Source organism: Cronobacter sp. 153480017-3 (assembly GCF_053627815.1).
The window spans coordinates 542,471-558,251 of record NZ_JBSEYN010000002.1 but is presented as its reverse complement, the minus strand read 5'-3'; the positions used below and the strand labels follow the sequence as shown (position 1 = coordinate 558,251).

The 15,781-nt window shown below is 58.1% G+C and carries 15 protein-coding genes; 3 read left to right on the top strand and 12 right to left on the bottom strand.

What is annotated here, in order from left to right:
• Positions 1-6: 6 nt before the first annotated feature.
• From lolE to lolC, 3 genes are read right to left on the bottom strand one after another with little or no spacing between them, the layout of a single operon-like run.
• Positions 7-1,251, bottom strand: a complete 1,245-nt coding sequence (gene lolE, locus ACUW6V_RS07050) for a lipoprotein-releasing ABC transporter permease subunit LolE (protein ID WP_004385170.1) — start codon at positions 1,249-1,251, stop codon at positions 7-9.
• Complete coding sequence (gene lolD / locus ACUW6V_RS07045; protein WP_109995577.1) at positions 1,251-1,955, bottom strand: lipoprotein-releasing ABC transporter ATP-binding protein LolD; 705 nt, start codon at positions 1,953-1,955, stop codon at positions 1,251-1,253. The genes lolE and lolD overlap by 1 nt, the downstream gene beginning before the upstream one ends.
• A complete protein-coding gene (gene lolC, locus ACUW6V_RS07040; RefSeq protein WP_454038167.1) occupies positions 1,948-3,147 on the bottom strand; it encodes a lipoprotein-releasing ABC transporter permease subunit LolC in 1,200 nt (399 codons plus the stop codon). Before lolC ends, lolD begins: the two co-directional genes overlap by 8 nt.
• Before the next feature lie 140 nt (positions 3,148-3,287).
• On the opposite strand from lolC, the gene mfd reads away from it, so the two are divergent.
• Together mfd and ldtC are read left to right on the top strand one after the other, a co-directional pair.
• Positions 3,288-6,734, top strand: coding sequence for a transcription-repair coupling factor (gene mfd / locus ACUW6V_RS07035; RefSeq protein ID WP_454038166.1), 3,447 nt, complete (start codon positions 3,288-3,290; stop codon positions 6,732-6,734).
• 134 nt (positions 6,735-6,868) lie between these two features.
• Positions 6,869-7,843, top strand: a complete 975-nt coding sequence (gene ldtC / locus ACUW6V_RS07030; RefSeq protein ID WP_454038165.1) for a L,D-transpeptidase LdtC — start codon at positions 6,869-6,871, stop codon at positions 7,841-7,843.
• A gap of 54 nt (positions 7,844-7,897) precedes the next feature.
• Here the strand turns inward: ldtC and bhsA are convergent, their stop codons facing one another.
• Positions 7,898-8,155 carry a multiple stress resistance protein BhsA gene (gene bhsA, locus ACUW6V_RS07025; RefSeq protein WP_007866836.1) on the bottom strand — a complete coding sequence of 86 codons (258 nt, stop codon included), beginning with the start codon at positions 8,153-8,155 and terminating at the stop codon, positions 7,898-7,900.
• 251 nt (positions 8,156-8,406) lie between these two features.
• Here bhsA and ACUW6V_RS07020 point away from each other — a divergent pair, with 251 nt between their 5' ends.
• Positions 8,407-9,036: a TetR/AcrR family transcriptional regulator gene (locus tag ACUW6V_RS07020; protein WP_004385175.1), complete on the top strand. Its 630-nt coding sequence runs from the start codon at positions 8,407-8,409 to the stop codon at positions 9,034-9,036.
• A gap of 642 nt (positions 9,037-9,678) precedes the next feature.
• On the opposite strand, the gene ACUW6V_RS07015 is transcribed toward ACUW6V_RS07020, so the two are convergent.
• The 8 genes from ACUW6V_RS07015 to hinT all read right to left on the bottom strand — a co-directional run bounded on the left by ACUW6V_RS07015 (position 9,679) and on the right by hinT (position 15,773).
• Complete coding sequence (locus ACUW6V_RS07015) at positions 9,679-10,218, bottom strand: glycine zipper 2TM domain-containing protein (RefSeq protein WP_007866833.1); 540 nt, start codon at positions 10,216-10,218, stop codon at positions 9,679-9,681.
• A 184-nt stretch (positions 10,219-10,402) separates the two neighbouring features.
• Entirely contained in the window at positions 10,403-11,707 is a 1,305-nt protein-coding gene (locus ACUW6V_RS07010; protein WP_105622066.1) for an NAD(P)/FAD-dependent oxidoreductase, read from the bottom strand.
• A gap of 236 nt (positions 11,708-11,943) precedes the next feature.
• Positions 11,944-12,486 (bottom strand): alpha/beta hydrolase YcfP, encoded by a 543-nt coding sequence (gene ycfP / locus ACUW6V_RS07005; protein WP_004385179.1) that lies wholly within the window; start codon positions 12,484-12,486, stop codon positions 11,944-11,946.
• 38 nt (positions 12,487-12,524) lie between these two features.
• The gene (gene nagZ, locus ACUW6V_RS07000) at positions 12,525-13,550 is read right to left on the bottom strand and encodes a beta-N-acetylhexosaminidase (protein ID WP_007888910.1); all 1,026 of its coding nucleotides are present in this window, start codon (positions 13,548-13,550) and stop codon (positions 12,525-12,527) included.
• A 17-nt stretch (positions 13,551-13,567) separates the two neighbouring features.
• Positions 13,568-14,386, bottom strand: coding sequence for a thiamine kinase (thiK, locus tag ACUW6V_RS06995; protein ID WP_105622065.1), 819 nt, complete (start codon positions 14,384-14,386; stop codon positions 13,568-13,570).
• Positions 14,364-15,029: a penicillin-binding protein activator LpoB gene (gene lpoB, locus ACUW6V_RS06990; protein ID WP_012125073.1), complete on the bottom strand. Its 666-nt coding sequence runs from the start codon at positions 15,027-15,029 to the stop codon at positions 14,364-14,366. The genes thiK and lpoB overlap by 23 nt, the downstream gene beginning before the upstream one ends.
• A gap of 8 nt (positions 15,030-15,037) precedes the next feature.
• Positions 15,038-15,412, bottom strand: coding sequence for a YcfL family protein (locus ACUW6V_RS06985; RefSeq protein ID WP_105622064.1), 375 nt, complete (start codon positions 15,410-15,412; stop codon positions 15,038-15,040).
• A 1-nt stretch (position 15,413) separates the two neighbouring features.
• Entirely contained in the window at positions 15,414-15,773 is a 360-nt protein-coding gene (gene hinT, locus ACUW6V_RS06980; protein WP_004385184.1) for a purine nucleoside phosphoramidase, read from the bottom strand.
• Positions 15,774-15,781: the final 8 nt, after the last annotated feature.

Here is a 15,781-nt window from a genome sequence, read left to right as displayed (position 1 = left end):
CCTGAATTATTGTCCGCTCAGTACCCGCGCCGGATCGATGCGGCTCGCGCGCCGTGCCGGATACCAGCTCGCCAGCAGGCTCAGCACCAGCGCCGTCAGCAGCACATAGACCACGTCGAGCGCGTGCAGCTCCGATGGCAGGAAGTCGATAAAATAGATATCGCCGGAGAGGAAATGATGGCCGATCAGTTTTTCAATCCCGTGAATGATAGCGGTCAACTGCCATGACGCCAGCACGCCCACCACCACGCCGCTGACCGAGCCGAGCAGCCCGGCGAGCAGTCCGTACCAGACGAAAATCGCACGGATAAGCCCGTCTTTCGCACCGAGCGTACGCAGCACCGCGATATCGCTGCTTTTATCTTTCACCGCCATCACCAGCGTCGAAACGATGTTAAAGCAGGCGACGCCAATCACCAGCACCATCGCCAGATACATAATCGCGCGGATCATCTGGATATCGCGGTACATGTAGCCGTAGGTGTTGATCCAGCTTTTGATATAGACATAGGCGTCCGTCACCTGACCCGCGTCACGCACCAGTTGATTCGCGTTAAAGACGTCATTCACCTTGATGGCGATGCCCGTGACACTGTCACCGAGGTTCAGATAGCCCTGCGCATCGGCCAGCGGCACCATCGCAAAGCTGTGATCGAGCTGGCCGCTCAGTTGCAGAATACCTGCTACCTGCAAACGCACGCGTTTGGGCTGCAACAGCTTATGGTCGGCGTCAGAATTCGGGATCATGATGGAGAGCCAGTCGCCCTGCTTCACTTTCAGCGCATCCGCAACACCTTTACCGATGATGATTTGCTGTTTGCCCGCCTGAAAACTCTGCCAGGCGTTGTTTTGCACATAATGCGGCAGCGCGCTTAAACGCTGCTCCTGCGCCGGGTCAACGCCTTTCACCTGAATGGCGCGCAGGTTCGCCCCGCTCTCCACCAGCCCGGTAAAGTTGACGTATGGCGCCGCCGCGACGATGCCGTTGACCTTCTCAACGCGCGTCACAACATCCTGCCAGCCGCGCCACGGCTGCTCCACCGGCTCGATTTCACCATGCGGCACGACCGCCAGAATGCGATTGTTCAGCTCACGCTCAAAGCCGTTCATGGCGCTTAAGCCCACAATCAGCACCGCCACGCCAAGCGCGATGCCAATCGTTGAAATAACGGAGATAAGCGACACCATGCCGCTGCGTCTGCGTCCCCGGCTAAAGCGCAGACCAATCAGTAATGATAACGGGGAAGCCATTACGCCCTCCCCATCAGGGTTAGCTCAGGGTTCAGGTGTCCGTCGCGCATCTCCAGCTGGCGCGACAGCCGCTTCGCCAGTTGCAGATCGTGCGTCACCACCAGAAAGGCGGTGCCCTGGGTTTTATTCAGCTCGCCGAGCAGGTCGAAAATGCTGTCAGCGTTACGGGCATCAAGGTTACCGGTCGGTTCATCCGCCAGCACCAGACGCGGATTATTCACCAGCGCGCGGGCAATCGCGACACGCTGGCGCTCGCCGCCGGAAAGCTCAGACGGACGGTGGCTGCTGCGGTGCGCGAGCCCCACGGCGTCCAGCATCGCGAGCGCCCGGCGCTCGGTCTCGGCCTTCGGCGCTTTGCCGATAAGCAGCGGCATCGCCACGTTTTCCATCGCGGTGAAATCGGGAAGCAGATGGTGGAACTGGTAAATAAAACCGAGCTCGCGGTTACGCAGCTCCGCTTTGGCGGAAGAAGAGAGCGTGCTCAGCGCCCGACCGCTGAAAATCACGTCGCCGGAGGTAGGCGTATCCAGCCCGCCCAGCAGGTGCAACAGCGTACTTTTACCGGAGCCGGAGCTGCCGACAATCGCCATCATTTCGCCCGCGTCGATGCTGAAGCTGACGTTGTGCAACACATCCGTTTGCACTTTGCCTTCCTGGTAGCGTTTGCACAGGTTGTCGCACTGTAACAGCACAGAATTACTCATAACGTAAAGCCTCAGCGGGTTCGGTGGCGGCAGCGCGCCAGGAAGGATAAAGCGTGGACAACAGCGCGACGGCCATCGCCGAGAGCGCAATACCGATGACCTGCCACGGTTCGATAACGACTGGCAGCGCAGCGCCATCAAGGAACGCGCCAATCACCGGCATCAGATTATTCAACTGGCTGGCAAGGAGCGCGCCGAGCAGCGCGCCAAACAGCGCGCCGATAACGCCCGCGCTTGCCCCCTGCACCATAAACACCGCCATGATCTGACGGCGCGTAAGCCCCTGGGTTTGCAGGATAGCCACCTCGCCCTGCTTCTCCATCACCATCAGCCCGAGCGACGTAATGATGTTAAACGCGGCGACGGCGACAATCAGGCTCAGCAGCAGGCCCATCATGTTTTTCTCCATGCGCACGGCCTGGAACAGCTCGCCTTTACGCTCGCGCCAGTCCTGCCACTGCGTGCCGGGCGGTAACGTCTGCTGGCTCAGCGTATCCACTTTCAGCGGCTCATTCAGCCACAGTCGCCAGCCGGTGATATTTCCGGCCGGGTAGCGCATCAGGCGTGAAGCGTCCTGAATATTGACCAGCATCTGATAGCCATCCACTTCGCTGTTGGCGGCAAAAGTGCCGATAATGGTGAAGAGACGCTGGCTCGGCAGGCGGCCCATCGGCGTGAACTGGCTGGCGGACGGCACCATCAGGCGCAGCTGGTCGCCGCGTTTCACGCCAAGCTGGCCCGCGAGCTGCTCGCCGAGAATAATGTTGTATTTCCCGGCCGCCAGGGCCTGCTGGTTGACGTTGACCAGATACGGCGTCAGCGGGTCGCGCTGCGCCGGGTCAATCCCCAGCATCACCCCGACCGCCACGCTGCGGGCGCTTTGCAGCACCACATCGCCGGTGGTCAGCGGCGCGATACGGTTAACGCCCTGCAGGTGGAGGCTGTCAGCAGGCAGTTGCTGCGGGTTGACAGAGCCTTTGGATGAACTGATAAGCGCCTGCGGCATCAGCCCGAGAATGTTGTTTTGCAGTTCTCGCTCGAAACCATTCATCACCGAGAGCACGGTCACTAGCGCCAGCACGCCGAGCGTGATGCCGATAGTGGAGAGCCAGGAGACGAAACGGCCGAAGCGGTCTGCTGCACGCCCGCGCATATAGCGCAGGCCGATAAATAACGCGACAGGTTGATACATGAAATCCGTCTTGTACGGTTGCTAATGCAAAGTGATCAACGATAATAAAGCCCAGATCTGATTTATGGAACCACTAACCCACTCTGTCGCCGGGTTTTTATCCCGGACAAGCGGCACAACCGGAGCACGCTTCGCCTTCTATGCCTGAACAATATCGTTACTCTCTGCCCGTCAAAGCGGGCGATCAGCGTCAACTGGGTGAACTGACCGGCGCGGCCTGCGCCGTTGAGGTGGCGGAAATGGCGGAACGCCATGCCGGCCCGCTGGTGCTTATCGCGCCGGATATGCAAACCGCCCTGCGTCTGCACGATGAAATTCAACAATTTACCGAAAGCCTGGTGATGAACCTGGCTGACTGGGAGACGCTGCCGTATGACAGCTTCTCGCCGCATCAGGAGATTATCTCCTCGCGCCTGTCGACGCTCTATCAGCTGCCTGGCATGCAGCGCGGCGTGCTTATCCTGCCGGTGAATACGCTGATGCAGCGCGTCTGTCCGCACAGCTTCCTGCACGGTCACGCGCTGGTGATGCAAAAAGGCCAGCAGCTCTCGCGCGACACCCTGCGCGCGCAGCTGGACCAGGCGGGCTATCGCCATGTGGATCAGGTGATGGCGCATGGCGAATACGCCACCCGCGGCGCGCTGCTCGATCTCTACCCTATGGGTAGCGAGCAGCCCTACCGCATCGACTTTTTCGACGACGAAATCGACAGCCTGCGGCTGTTTGACGTCGATACCCAGCGCACGCTGGAAGAGGTTGAGGCGATTAACCTGCTGCCGGCGCACGAATTCCCGACCGACAAAGCGGCCATTGAGCTGTTCCGCAGCCAGTGGCGCGACCGTTTCGAGGTCAAGCGTGACCCGGAGCATATCTACCAGCAGGTGAGCAAAGGCACCCTGCCCGCGGGTATTGAATACTGGCAGCCGCTGTTCTTTAGCGAGCCGCTGCCGCCGCTGTTCAGCTATTTCCCGAAAAATACGCTGGTGGTGAGCACGGGCGATCTGGAAGCGAGCGCCGATCGCTTCTGGGCCGATGCCGTGGCGCGCTTTGAGAACCGCGGCGTCGACCCGATGCGTCCGCTGCTGCCGCCGGAAGCACTCTGGCTGCGCACCGATGAACTTCATGCGCAGTTAAAAGCCTGGCCGCGCGTGCAGCTGAAAACCGAGGCGCTGGCTGACAAAGCCGCCAATACCAATCTGGGCTACCAGCCGCTGCCGGATATCGCCGTGCAGGCGCAGCAGAAATCGCCGCTCGACAGCCTGCGTCGCTTTCTGGAGTCCTTCACCGGCCCGGTGATTTTCTCGGTGGAAAGTGAAGGCCGCCGCGAGGCGCTCTCGGAGCTCCTTTCGCGCATTAAAGTTATGCCGAAGCGCCTTCTGCGGCTTGAAGACGCGCAGGCGGGTGAGCGCTATCTGAGCATCGGCGCGTCGGAGCGCGGATTTATCGATACCCTGCGCCAGCGCGCGTTTATTTGCGAGAGCGATCTGCTGGGCGAGCGCGTCACGCGCCGTCGCCAGGAGAGCCGCCGCACCATTAACCCGGATACGCTCATCCGCAACCTGGCGGAGCTGCGCCCCGGTCAGCCGGTGGTGCATCTGGAGCATGGCGTGGGCCGCTACGCGGGGCTGACGACCCTTGAAGCGGGCGGCATCACGGCGGAATACCTGATGCTCACCTATGCCAACGACGCGAAGCTCTATGTGCCGGTGTCGTCGCTGCATCTCATCAGCCGCTATGCGGGCGGTGCCGAAGAGAACGCGCCGCTGCACAAGCTTGGCGGCGACGCGTGGTCGAAAGCGCGCCAGAAAGCGGCGGAAAAAGTGCGCGACGTGGCGGCGGAGCTGCTGGATATCTACGCCCAGCGCGCCGCGAAATCCGGTTTCGCCTTTAAGCATGACAAAGAGCAGTATCAGCTCTTCTGCGAGGGGTTTCCGTTTGAGACTACGCCCGATCAGGCGCAGGCGATTAACGCGGTGCTGAGCGATATGTGCCAGCCGCTGGCGATGGATCGTCTGGTGTGCGGCGACGTGGGCTTCGGTAAAACCGAAGTAGCGATGCGCGCGGCGTTCCTGGCGGTCGAGAACAATAAACAGGTGGCGGTGCTGGTGCCGACCACGCTTCTGGCCCAGCAGCATTACGACAACTTCCGCGATCGCTTCGCCAACTGGCCGGTGCGCATTGAGTTACTGTCGCGCTTTCGCAGCGCCAAAGAGCAGGCGCAGGTGCTGGAACAGGCCGCTGAAGGCAAAGTCGATATTCTTATCGGCACCCACAAGCTGTTGCAGAGCGACGTCAAAATGAAAGATCTCGGTCTTTTGATCGTCGATGAAGAACACCGCTTCGGGGTGCGTCACAAAGAGCGTATTAAAGCGATGCGCGCCGATGTGGATATTCTGACGCTCACCGCGACGCCTATTCCGCGCACGCTGAACATGGCGATGAGCGGCATGCGTGACCTGTCGATTATTGCCACGCCGCCCGCGCGTCGTCTGGCGGTGAAAACCTTCGTGCGCGAGTATGACAATCTGGTGGTGCGCGAGGCCATCCTGCGTGAAGTGCTGCGCGGCGGTCAGGTCTATTACCTCTACAATGATGTCGAGAATATCCAGAAGGCCGCCGAGCGGCTGGCGAATCTGGTGCCGGAGGCGCGCATCGCCATCGGTCACGGCCAGATGCGCGAGCGCGAGCTTGAGCGGGTGATGAACGATTTCCATCATCAGCGCTTTAACGTGCTGGTGTGTACCACAATCATTGAAACCGGTATCGATATTCCGACCGCCAATACCATTATCATCGAGCGCGCCGATCATTTTGGTCTCGCCCAGCTGCACCAGCTGCGCGGCCGCGTCGGGCGTTCGCATCATCAGGCGTATGCGTGGCTGCTGACGCCGCCGCCGAAGGCGATGACCACCGACGCGCAGAAGCGTCTTGAGGCGATCGCGTCGCTGGAAGATCTCGGCGCGGGCTTTGCGCTCGCGACGCACGATCTGGAAATTCGCGGCGCGGGCGAGCTGCTGGGCGAAGATCAGAGCGGCCAGATGGAAACCATCGGCTTCTCACTCTATATGGAGCTTCTGGAAAACGCGGTGGACGCGCTGAAAGCCGGGCGCGAGCCGTCGCTTGAAGATCTCACCAGTCAGCAGACGGAAGTGGAACTGCGGATGCCGTCGCTACTGCCGGAGGCGTTTATCCCGGATGTGAACACGCGCCTGTCGTTCTATAAGCGCATCGCCAGCGCCAAAAAAGAGCAGGAGCTTGAAGAGATCAAAGTGGAGCTTATTGACCGCTTTGGCCTGCTGCCGGACCCGGCGCGCAATCTGCTGGATATCGCGGCCCTGCGCCAGCAGGCGCAGAAGCTTGGCGTGCGTAAAATTGAGGCTAACGAGAAAGGCGGCACCATCGAGTTTGCCGAGAAAAATCATGTCGATCCGGGCTGGCTTATCGGCCTGCTGCAAAAAGAGCCACAGCATTACCGTCTCGACGGGCCGACGCGCCTGAAATTCTTCCGCGAGCTGGATGAGCGGAAAACCCGAATGGAATGGGTGCGTCAGTTTATGGCGCAACTCGCCGAACACTCGCTGCCTTAAATCCTTGACGCCCCCGCGCGGGGCGTAACTTTACAATCCTTTGCAATCGTCCAGGGTTTCCCTGGACGAAGCCCCGCCATACTTCTCTCTTTATCTATGTATTACAAAAACTTCTCCGCCTTTGGGATCTGTAAATGAAAAGAGAACACGCGCGTTTTTCTCGCTGGCTGTCATGGCTGGCGCTTGTCGCTGGCATGACGTTTGGCGCAAGCCAGGCGCTGGCGAATACTTACCCTCTCCCCGCACCAGGCAGCCGGTTGATTGGCGAAACCCTCTACCACACGGTGGCGGACGACGGCGGCTCGCTGGAGGCGATCGCCAAACGCTATAACGTCGGGTTTCTGGCGCTGTTGCAGGCAAATCTAGGCGTTGATCCGTATGTGCCGCGCGCGGGTAGCGTGCTGACCATTCCGCGCCAGATGCTGCTGCCGGACGCCCCGCGCGAAGGCATTCTGATTAATCTTGCCGAGCTGCGGCTCTACTATTTTGCGCCGGGCGAGAACACAGTGACCGTCTACCCGATTGGCATCGGCCAGCTTGACGGCGACACGCTCACGCCAAACATGCAGACCACGGTATCGCAAAAGCGCGCCAACCCGACCTGGACGCCGACGGCCAATATTCGCGCACGTTATAAAGCACAAGGGATCGATTTACCGGCCGTGATGCCTGCCGGGCCGGACAACCCGATGGGCCATCACGCCATTCGCCTTGCAGCTTACGGCGGCGTCTATCTGCTGCACGGCACGAATGCGGATTTCGGTATCGGAATGCGCGTCAGCTCGGGCTGTATCCGTCTGCGCGATGACGACATCAAACACCTGTTCAGCGCAGTGCCGGTCGGCACGCGCGTCAATATCATCAACGCGCCAGTGAAAGCGTCTGTCGAGCCGGACGGGCGTCGGTTTGTTGAAGTCCATCAGCCGCTCTCAAAGCGCATTGAGGATGACCCGAAAACGCTGCCGATAACTCTTAACGCGACGCTCAAAACTTTTGAAGCCGCAGAGCAAACCGACCGCGAGGTGATGGAACAGGCGCTGCGACTGCGCTCCGGCATACCGGTTAACGTCACTGCTCACCCGCCAGCGCCTGCCAGCGACGCCATCTGAAACAAAAAAGGCCCTGTCCGGAGACAGGGCCTTTTAACAGGTGATCTTGACGGCTTATTTATAGATGACAGCGGTGCCGTGCAGATTATTCGGGCCGTTAACAGAGGTGATACGGAACGATTTTGCGCCCATATCGTCAGCTTTCTGCGCAAGCTCGGCTTCCAGCGAAGACAGGTTAGTCCCTGCGGTCGCAGAGATGGTGCCCGCTTTTTGTTGACCTGCCGGGGTGGACTGCACCTCAACGGCAGCGACGCTTGCAAACGACAACGAACTCAGTACAGCGGCGGCGAACAGTGCTTTAACGGTTTTCATGTGGGTACCCTTTCTTTTGTAATGCGGATTTAGTTACGTGGTCGTTAATATTTATTTAATTAACGATCGATAGATAAATGATAGTTGTGATCTGCGTCACGTGTCAATATAATTTTTAACGATCGTTATTTTAATCACTTAAACGCCTGTCACGTCGCCTGTGGCGCACCTGCAGCGCGGTTTTGCTGGTACTGCGGGGGCAAAAAGGGGTATTTTGAGGGCAGGTTTACATAAAGAGGTTAAACGGCACTATGACTACAGAAGCCCACAGTGGCGCTAAAAAAAGCCGTGGCCGACCAAAAGTGTTCGACAGGGAAGCGGCGCTTGATAAGGCCATGGCACTATTCTGGCAACACGGATACGAAGCGACGTCACTTGCGCACCTGGTCGAAGCGACTGGCGCCAAGGCACCCACGCTGTATGCGGAGTTCACCAATAAAGAGGGCTTGTTCCGGGCTGTGCTCGATCGCTATATCGCGCGTTTCGCACAGCAGCAGGAAACCCTGCTGTTTCACGCCGAAAAACGCGTCGACGAAGCGCTGCACGATTATCTATGCGCGGTGGCACGTTGCTTCGCCAGCAAAGAGACGCCCGCTGGCTGTTTTATGGTCACCACCTCCGCTGCGCTGGCCGCCTCGTCAGAGGAGATCGCCGCCACGCTGAAAGCGCGTAATACGCAACGTGAGGCCATTTTGCTGCGGTTCTTCAGTGAACGTCAGGCGCAAAAGGAAATCCCGGAAAACTGCAATTTGCCTGCGCTGGTGCGCTTTATCAGTTGCCTGGTCCACGGCATGTCTGTCAGTGCCCGTGAAGGCGCGACGCAGGAAGAATTAATTGAGATTGTGAATATGACTATGCGGTTGTGGCCGCATCTGCTGTAAAGCAATTCTCTCCCTTCGTGAGCGGTACCCGCCGCTCACCCTTCACATATAACCGCAATGAATACCATATTCCTTCTGGATCTCTTTTTCTGACGATCATTAATAGGTAAAAACTGGCAAATATATCCTCCAGAATAGCTACTCTTTTACCGTTAAAGAAATGATTATTCGTGTGCTAATTAATTAGCACCACCAATTATTAGAACAGGAGCGATTTACGTCATGAAGACGGGGCCGTGCAGGGACGAGGACGTTTTTCCACACAGTATCCGTGGTGTATCGAGTTTCACAGATGGACGACACGAGACGCGTTTTGGCTATACACCTACAGAAGGAAGATGAACATGGCTTTGCTATTACCATTATTTAAGGTGTTAATAGTAATAACATTGTTATTTGGCCTTTGGTTGTTCTGCGGTGGTTCTATTCTTTTTGCGTTTCTCTCAGTGCTGATAACTGGTTTTATCTTATTCAGACAACACAATGCTATGTAATGGTTTTCCGACGCTCATGCCTGCATTTTGTCAGGCATGAGCGTTTTCCTGTTAGGTTTTCTGGTTGTTATTCACCTGCAAAAAACCAAAAAAAAGCCCCTCCGCCTGAGTGCAAGAGGGGCAATAATGATGTGAAGCTATTTTATTTTCAGGTTTTCTGATTCAGAACCAGCTGTCCGTTGCTGTCCAGCGGGATACGGCTACCCGGGTCGTTATCCATACGGATTTTGCCCTGCTCTTCCCCGATGCGGTATGTCACATCGTAACCCAGCATTTTCTCTGATTTGTCATACACCGTTTTGCAGCGCTGCTGCGTTGTGGTGTAGGTATCGCCTTCCTGCAGGTGGCCCTGGATCTGGTTGCCCGCATAACCACCGCCGAGCGCCCCCACCACCGTCGCGACGTCTCTGCCGCGTCCGCCGCCAAACTGATGGCCGATAACGCCGCCTGCGACCGCACCCAGTACCGAGCCGGTCAGGCGATTTTCATCCTGAACCGGACGGCGATGCGTGACAGTGACGTTACGGCACTCCTGACGCGGCGTTTTCACCGTCTCTTTGATAGGGGTGGCAGAAACCACCTGGGCATACTTTGGCGAAGTGCTGAAAACATTCAGACTGGCCACCGCCGCTACGCCCAGCGCAGCTGCTACCCCGATACCAATACCCGCTAACATTGATTTATTCACAGGAATTCCTCCCGGCTGTGCAATTAGTAACAATTTTGCAATTAAGGCCACAGAGTGGATATCGGAAAACGACTCAAAAAACAGGATAACGTGGGGTGGATCAGCGGATTGAGAGTTGTCTGAGGGGAAATATGACGGAAACAAAATGACATCCGCCCCTGTATGACAGAGGCGGAGGCTGAACTTAGTGCAGCTTGAGGCGCGGTCGGATCACGCGGTTAATGCTGCCTACCAGCATCATCAGCCCGGTTTTAAAGTAACCGTGCAGCGCAATCTGGTGCATGCGGTACAGCGAGATGTAGACAAAGCGCGCGATGCGCCCTTCAATCATCATTGAGCCGCGCATCAGGTTACCCATCAGGCTGCCGACCGTCGAGAATTTCGACAGTGACACCAGCGAGCCTTTGTCTTTGTAGACATACGGCTTAAGCGGCTTGCCTTTGATCTGCGCCAGGATGTTATCCAGCGCGCAGGAAGCCATCTGGTGCGCGGCCTGGGCGCGCGGCGGGACGAAGCCGCCCTCCGGGCGCGGGCAGGAGGCGCAATCGCCAATGGCGAAGATATCCGGGTCGCGCGTGGTTTGCAGCGTCTGCTCCACCACCAGCTGATTGATGCGGTTGGTTTCCAGCCCGCCAATCTCTTTCATGAAATCCGGCGCTTTGATGCCCGCCGCCCAGACCATCAGATCAGCCTGGATAAATTCGCCGTCTTTGGTGTTAAGCCCATCTTCCTGCGCGCTGGTCACCATGGTATTGGTGAGCACGCGCACGCCGAGTTTGGTCAGCTCATTATGCGCCGCACTGGAGATGCGCGGCGGCAGCGCAGGCAGAATACGTTCGCCCGCCTCCACCAGCGTCACGTTCAGCGCTTCGTTGGTCAGCCCTTTGTAACCGTAGCTGTGCAGCTGTTTCACCGCGTTATGCAGCTCAGCGGAAAGCTCAACGCCCGTCGCGCCGCCACCGACAATCGCGATGTTGACTTTGCCGTTAGCGCCCAGGTTAGCGGAATATTTCAGGAACAGGTTGAGCATTTCCTGATGGAAACGGCGCGCCTGATGCGGGTTGTCGAGGAAGATGCAGTGATCTTTCACGCCCGGCGTGTTGAAGTCGTTAGAGGTACTGCCGAGCGCCATGATCAGCGTGTCATACGGCACTTTACGCTCGGCCACCAGCAGCTCGCCTTTTTCATCACGCAGTTCAGCAAGCGTAATGGTTTTGGCTTCGCGGTTGATATCCACCACCGAACCGAGCTGGAACTGGAAACCGTGGTTGCGCGCGTGCGCCAGATAGCTCAGCGCGTCGACGCCTTCATCCAGCGAACCGGTTGCCACTTCATGCAGCAGCGGCTTCCACAGGTGACTATGGTTGCGATCCACCAGCGTGACTTTCGCTTTTTTGCCACGGCCCAGTTTGTGACCGAGCTGCGTTGCGAGCTCCAGTCCGCCGGCGCCGCCGCCCACGATAACGATCTTTCTTAATGGCGTAGTCAACGTGACCCCCTTAAAGTGTTTAACTAATTGTTAATTCAAAGTTATTAAAAATAGCTTTTAATTAACAATAGTTTAGCAACCCGGCTCACAACAGATATGAGCATAACATGAACGGTGCATTGGTCATACCAAATTTGATGTGCATCAATTTTTATGCATTAAAGTTAAACAAAAACGGGCCAGCGTTTGGCTGACCCGTTTGTTCGTTGATGCAAAATATCGGCGTGACGGCGGGATTACCCCAGCGCTTTGAATGCCTTAATGCGCTGAAGGTGCGGCGAGATATTTTTGAACTTGTGCGTCTGCTCTTCATCCCAGACGATTTCATAATACTGATGCAGCAGCTCGGCGGAGCGCTGGCTGTCGAGCGCTTCATCCTCACGCGAGAGAATCACGAGGCAGCGATCGCGGTTTTTCTCACGGAAGTTCTCAACGCATTTAGTGGCGATATCGAGATACTCCTCCGGCCGGTCGATTTTCCCTTCCATGTTTTCATACGGAAACAGGTTCGGGTTGAAAATCACCTGCCGGATGTCGCACAAAAAGCCGATTCGCTCAGCCCAGAATCCGCCGAGCCCCACACCGCAGATGAGCGGGCGGTCATCGACATTCAGTTGCAGCATTTTGTCCACTTCACGCAGCAGATGCTGCATGTCATGTTTCGGGTGACGCGTGCTGTAGCTGATAAGCCGCACATCCGGGTCGATAAACTGCAGTTGCAGCACTTTCTCGTGGTTACCCGGACTGTTTGAATCGAAACCGTGTAAGTAGATTATCATCGCATTCTCATCCCAGCGTAGCAGCTTCAGGGCAAGCGTTATTGCCCCGCCTTGTGCGTCTGCCAGCGCTCATGCAGCGCGGTAAGCTCCCCGCTTACCTGCTTCCAGCGCGCCGACGCCATCAGTTCCTGACGCGTAATTACACCTTTATGATACAAACGTGTAACACGCTCTGCTTTGATCGGTGACAGGTTATCAAGAACGCTTACGGCACCCTTACGATTATTACAGACAAGGATCATATCGCAACCGGCATCCAGCGCCGCCTGGCCGCGCTCCGCGTAGCTTCCGAGGATAGCCGCGCCTTCCATCGACAGATCGTCTGAGAAAATCACGCCGTCAAAACCGAGCTCCTTGCGCAGCACCTGCTTAAGCCAGTAAGGCGAACCGCTGGCTGGCAGCGGATCGACGTCGCTATAGACGACGTGTGCCGGCATCACCGCATCAAGCATGTTGTAACTAATCAGCTCGCGAAACGGCAGCATATCGTGGCGGCGGATTTCCGCGGCCGGACGCGGGTCGCGCGGCGTCTCTTTATGGGAATCGGCGCTGACGGCACCGTGACCGGGGAAGTGTTTGCCCGTCGCTTTCATTCCCGCGCTCTGCATGCCGGTAATGAAACGCTTCGCCATCGCCAGCACGTTTTCAGGCTCTTCGTGGAAGGAACGCTCGCCAATCGCGGCGCTGAGATGCCCGACATCCAGCACCGGCGCAAAGCTGATATCGATATCCATCGCGATCATTTCACACGCCATCAGCCAGCCGGCTTCTTCCGCCAGTTTGCCACCGGCGTCCATTCCCAGCAGCGCGGCGAAACTTTGTGCCGCTGGCAGACGCGTAAAGCCCTCGCGAAAACGCTGTACGCGTCCGCCCTCCTGGTCTACGGCAATCACCAGATGATTGCGGGCACTTGCGCGGATCTGGCGGACCAGTTCACGCAGTTGCTCTGGATCGTGATAGTTGCGGGTAAAGAGGATAAGCCCTCCCACCAGCGGATGCGCGAGGATTTCACGCTCTTCGGCATCAAGCTCAAAGCCTTCCACATCCAGCATGACCGGACCCATGTTTTTCTCCCTTGGTGTTAACGCGTTTGCAGCTGGCGCCAGACCTCGTCTGCAAGTGTGATAAATGTGCGGTCGCCGGTTTCCTGATAGCGGCGCTCGTACCAGCCCGCCATCAGCAACCCGCTCCACGGTATCCAGCGCGCCACCTGACGGCGCAGTTGCGTCTCGTCGATAGCCGCGCGATGCGCATAATCGGTAATCAGCGCCTGCCGCGTCTCGTCATTGAGCCAGACGCACGCGAGCTCCAGCGCCACGTCGCCGTCACCGGCGTATTCCCAGTCAATAAGCATGAGTCTGTTTGACTGCCAGACCAGATTGCCGGGATGCACGTCCATATGCAGCGGCGCGAGGCGCAGCGGACGGGGCTCGCCCGTGCGACGTAACCGGTGCAACAGTCGCAGCCAGAAGCGCGTGCGGCGCGACGGCGCGCTTTGCTGCCAGTCGCGCAGCAGAAGCGGCAGCAGCTCGATGCACCAGCCAAAACGCGGCTGCTGGTGCAGATAATACAGCAGCGCACCCAGTTGCGGCACCGGTGGCAGCGCATCCCGTATCTCACCGGGTAAAAACGTGACCGCCAGCCAGCCGTTGACGCAACAGCGCGGACGCGGCGCGAGCGTTGCCGGCAGCCGTTTCAGCGCGCGGTACTGACGCGGGCTACGGGCACGGCTTTGGCGTAGGTCCCGGCGCGCCACCAGCGTTTCGTCATCGACAACCACCTGCCAGGCACCGTCGCTGAGACCGGGTAGCGCGCAAACGACACCGGCGGCCGAAGCCGCCGGGAAATTCTGCGCTAAGAACCCTTCCAGGTTCAGATTACTGGGTTTGCTGAACGGCACCTTTACCTGACCAGATAATTTCGCCGGTCTGTACCAGCATCAGCTGCATTTGCAGCGTAGGCGCATTCACGTTGCCGCTGGCGTTGGCATACAGCACATACTGCGCGCCCACGTTGCGGGCGATACCGATGGCTTTGCTGCGTGAACCCAGGCTGTCCTGCGGCGAAAGCCCCAGTTGCTGTTTCGCCATGGAGAGCTGCTGTGCGGAGACCAGCGTGAATTTACCGTTATTCGCCAGCGCGCCGCGCAGGGCTTCGGTGGCCGGGCCGGTTTGCATTGAACCGTTGGTGCGGTTGTTTACGCTATCGACCAGCAGCACGCTGCCTGCGTTCACCCCGTCAGCCTGCAACATTTTGCCGACCATCGGTGCCATCGCGCTGTTCCAGTCATAGGTACGCGCTTTTGGCTCAGGCGTTGCGTTTTCAGGCTGATGTTCAATCGGGCCAGGCTGCGCCGGAATCGACGGCACGGACGGCACGGTCGGTACCGGCTGCGTCGGTTGTGGTACAGGCTGCGTGGGTTGCTGCGTGCCTGGCTGCGCTTCTTCGACCGGTGCCGGTTTTTGCTCGCCGGGCAAAATACAGCCCGACAGCGCCAGGGCGACGGTCGCCAGCAGCGCATAGCGATACATTCTGTTCAACATTTCCCCCTTCAGAGATAGAGATAAAGACGGGCTTTCCGTGCCGCCAGATAATTAGTCTGACTGGTCACCGTTACGCGTCCCTGGGCCGGGATAACGACTGTCTGCGGGACTTCCAGCGGCTGTCCTTCCAGCCCACGGGCGTCATACCAGTAAAAGCGGTAGTGCACGGTAACGGGCGCGTCTTTGTTATTGTAAATGGTCGCGGCGGCGACAGGCTTGCCGTTTTGCAAAGAAAAGTCTGGTTTTTCAGCGGTGATGCCCGCTGCCAGCACGCTGGATTCCATGACAATGGCCTGCTCATCGCCGACGGGAATGGTCGGCGTGGAACGGCACCCCGCCATCAGCAGAGCGGCCAGCAACCAGCCTGTGCGTACGCGTGCCATCTCAGAGGCCTTTATGCGCAAGCATTGGCCCCAGCGCACGGCCGCCGACCAGATGCATATGGATGTGGTAGACCTCCTGCCCGCCATGACGATTGCAGTTCATGATAAGGCGATAGCCGTCTTCGGCGATGCCTTCCTGCTGTGCGATTTTCGCCGCGACAGTAAAAAGACGCCCCAGCGCCTGTTCGTGTTCCGCCGTGACGTCATTGACCGTCGGCACCAGCACATTCGGGACGATTAAAATATGGGTCGGGGCCTGGGGAGAAATATCGCGAAACGCGGTGACAAGCTCATCCTGATAGACGATGTCGGCGGGGATCTCGCGACGAATAATTTTGCTGAAAATGGTTTCTTCGGCCATGGTTTTTT

Bases quoted from the DNA above. Each gene is read 5' to 3' on its own strand.
- bhsA (WP_007866836.1), bottom strand. From the start codon at position 8,155: ATGAAAACCGTTAAAGCACTGTTCGCCGCCGCTGTACTGAGTTCGTTG.
- lolD (WP_109995577.1), bottom strand. From the start codon at position 1,955: ATGAGTAATTCTGTGCTGTTACAGTGCGACAACCTGTGCAAACGCTAC.
- ACUW6V_RS07020 (WP_004385175.1), top strand. From the start codon at position 8,407: ATGACTACAGAAGCCCACAGTGGCGCTAAAAAAAGCCGTGGCCGACCA.
- ycfP (WP_004385179.1), bottom strand. From the start codon at position 12,486: ATGATAATCTACTTACACGGTTTCGATTCAAACAGTCCGGGTAACCAC.
- mfd (WP_454038166.1), top strand. From the start codon at position 3,288: ATGCCTGAACAATATCGTTACTCTCTGCCCGTCAAAGCGGGCGATCAG.
- nagZ (WP_007888910.1), bottom strand. From the start codon at position 13,550: ATGGGTCCGGTCATGCTGGATGTGGAAGGCTTTGAGCTTGATGCCGAA.
- lolE (WP_004385170.1), bottom strand. From the start codon at position 1,251: ATGGCTTCCCCGTTATCATTACTGATTGGTCTGCGCTTTAGCCGGGGA.
- ACUW6V_RS06985 (WP_105622064.1), bottom strand. From the start codon at position 15,412: ATGGCACGCGTACGCACAGGCTGGTTGCTGGCCGCTCTGCTGATGGCG.
- hinT (WP_004385184.1), bottom strand. From the start codon at position 15,773: ATGGCCGAAGAAACCATTTTCAGCAAAATTATTCGTCGCGAGATCCCC.
- lpoB (WP_012125073.1), bottom strand. From the start codon at position 15,029: ATGTTGAACAGAATGTATCGCTATGCGCTGCTGGCGACCGTCGCCCTG.
- lolC (WP_454038167.1), bottom strand. From the start codon at position 3,147: ATGTATCAACCTGTCGCGTTATTTATCGGCCTGCGCTATATGCGCGGG.
- ldtC (WP_454038165.1), top strand. From the start codon at position 6,869: ATGAAAAGAGAACACGCGCGTTTTTCTCGCTGGCTGTCATGGCTGGCG.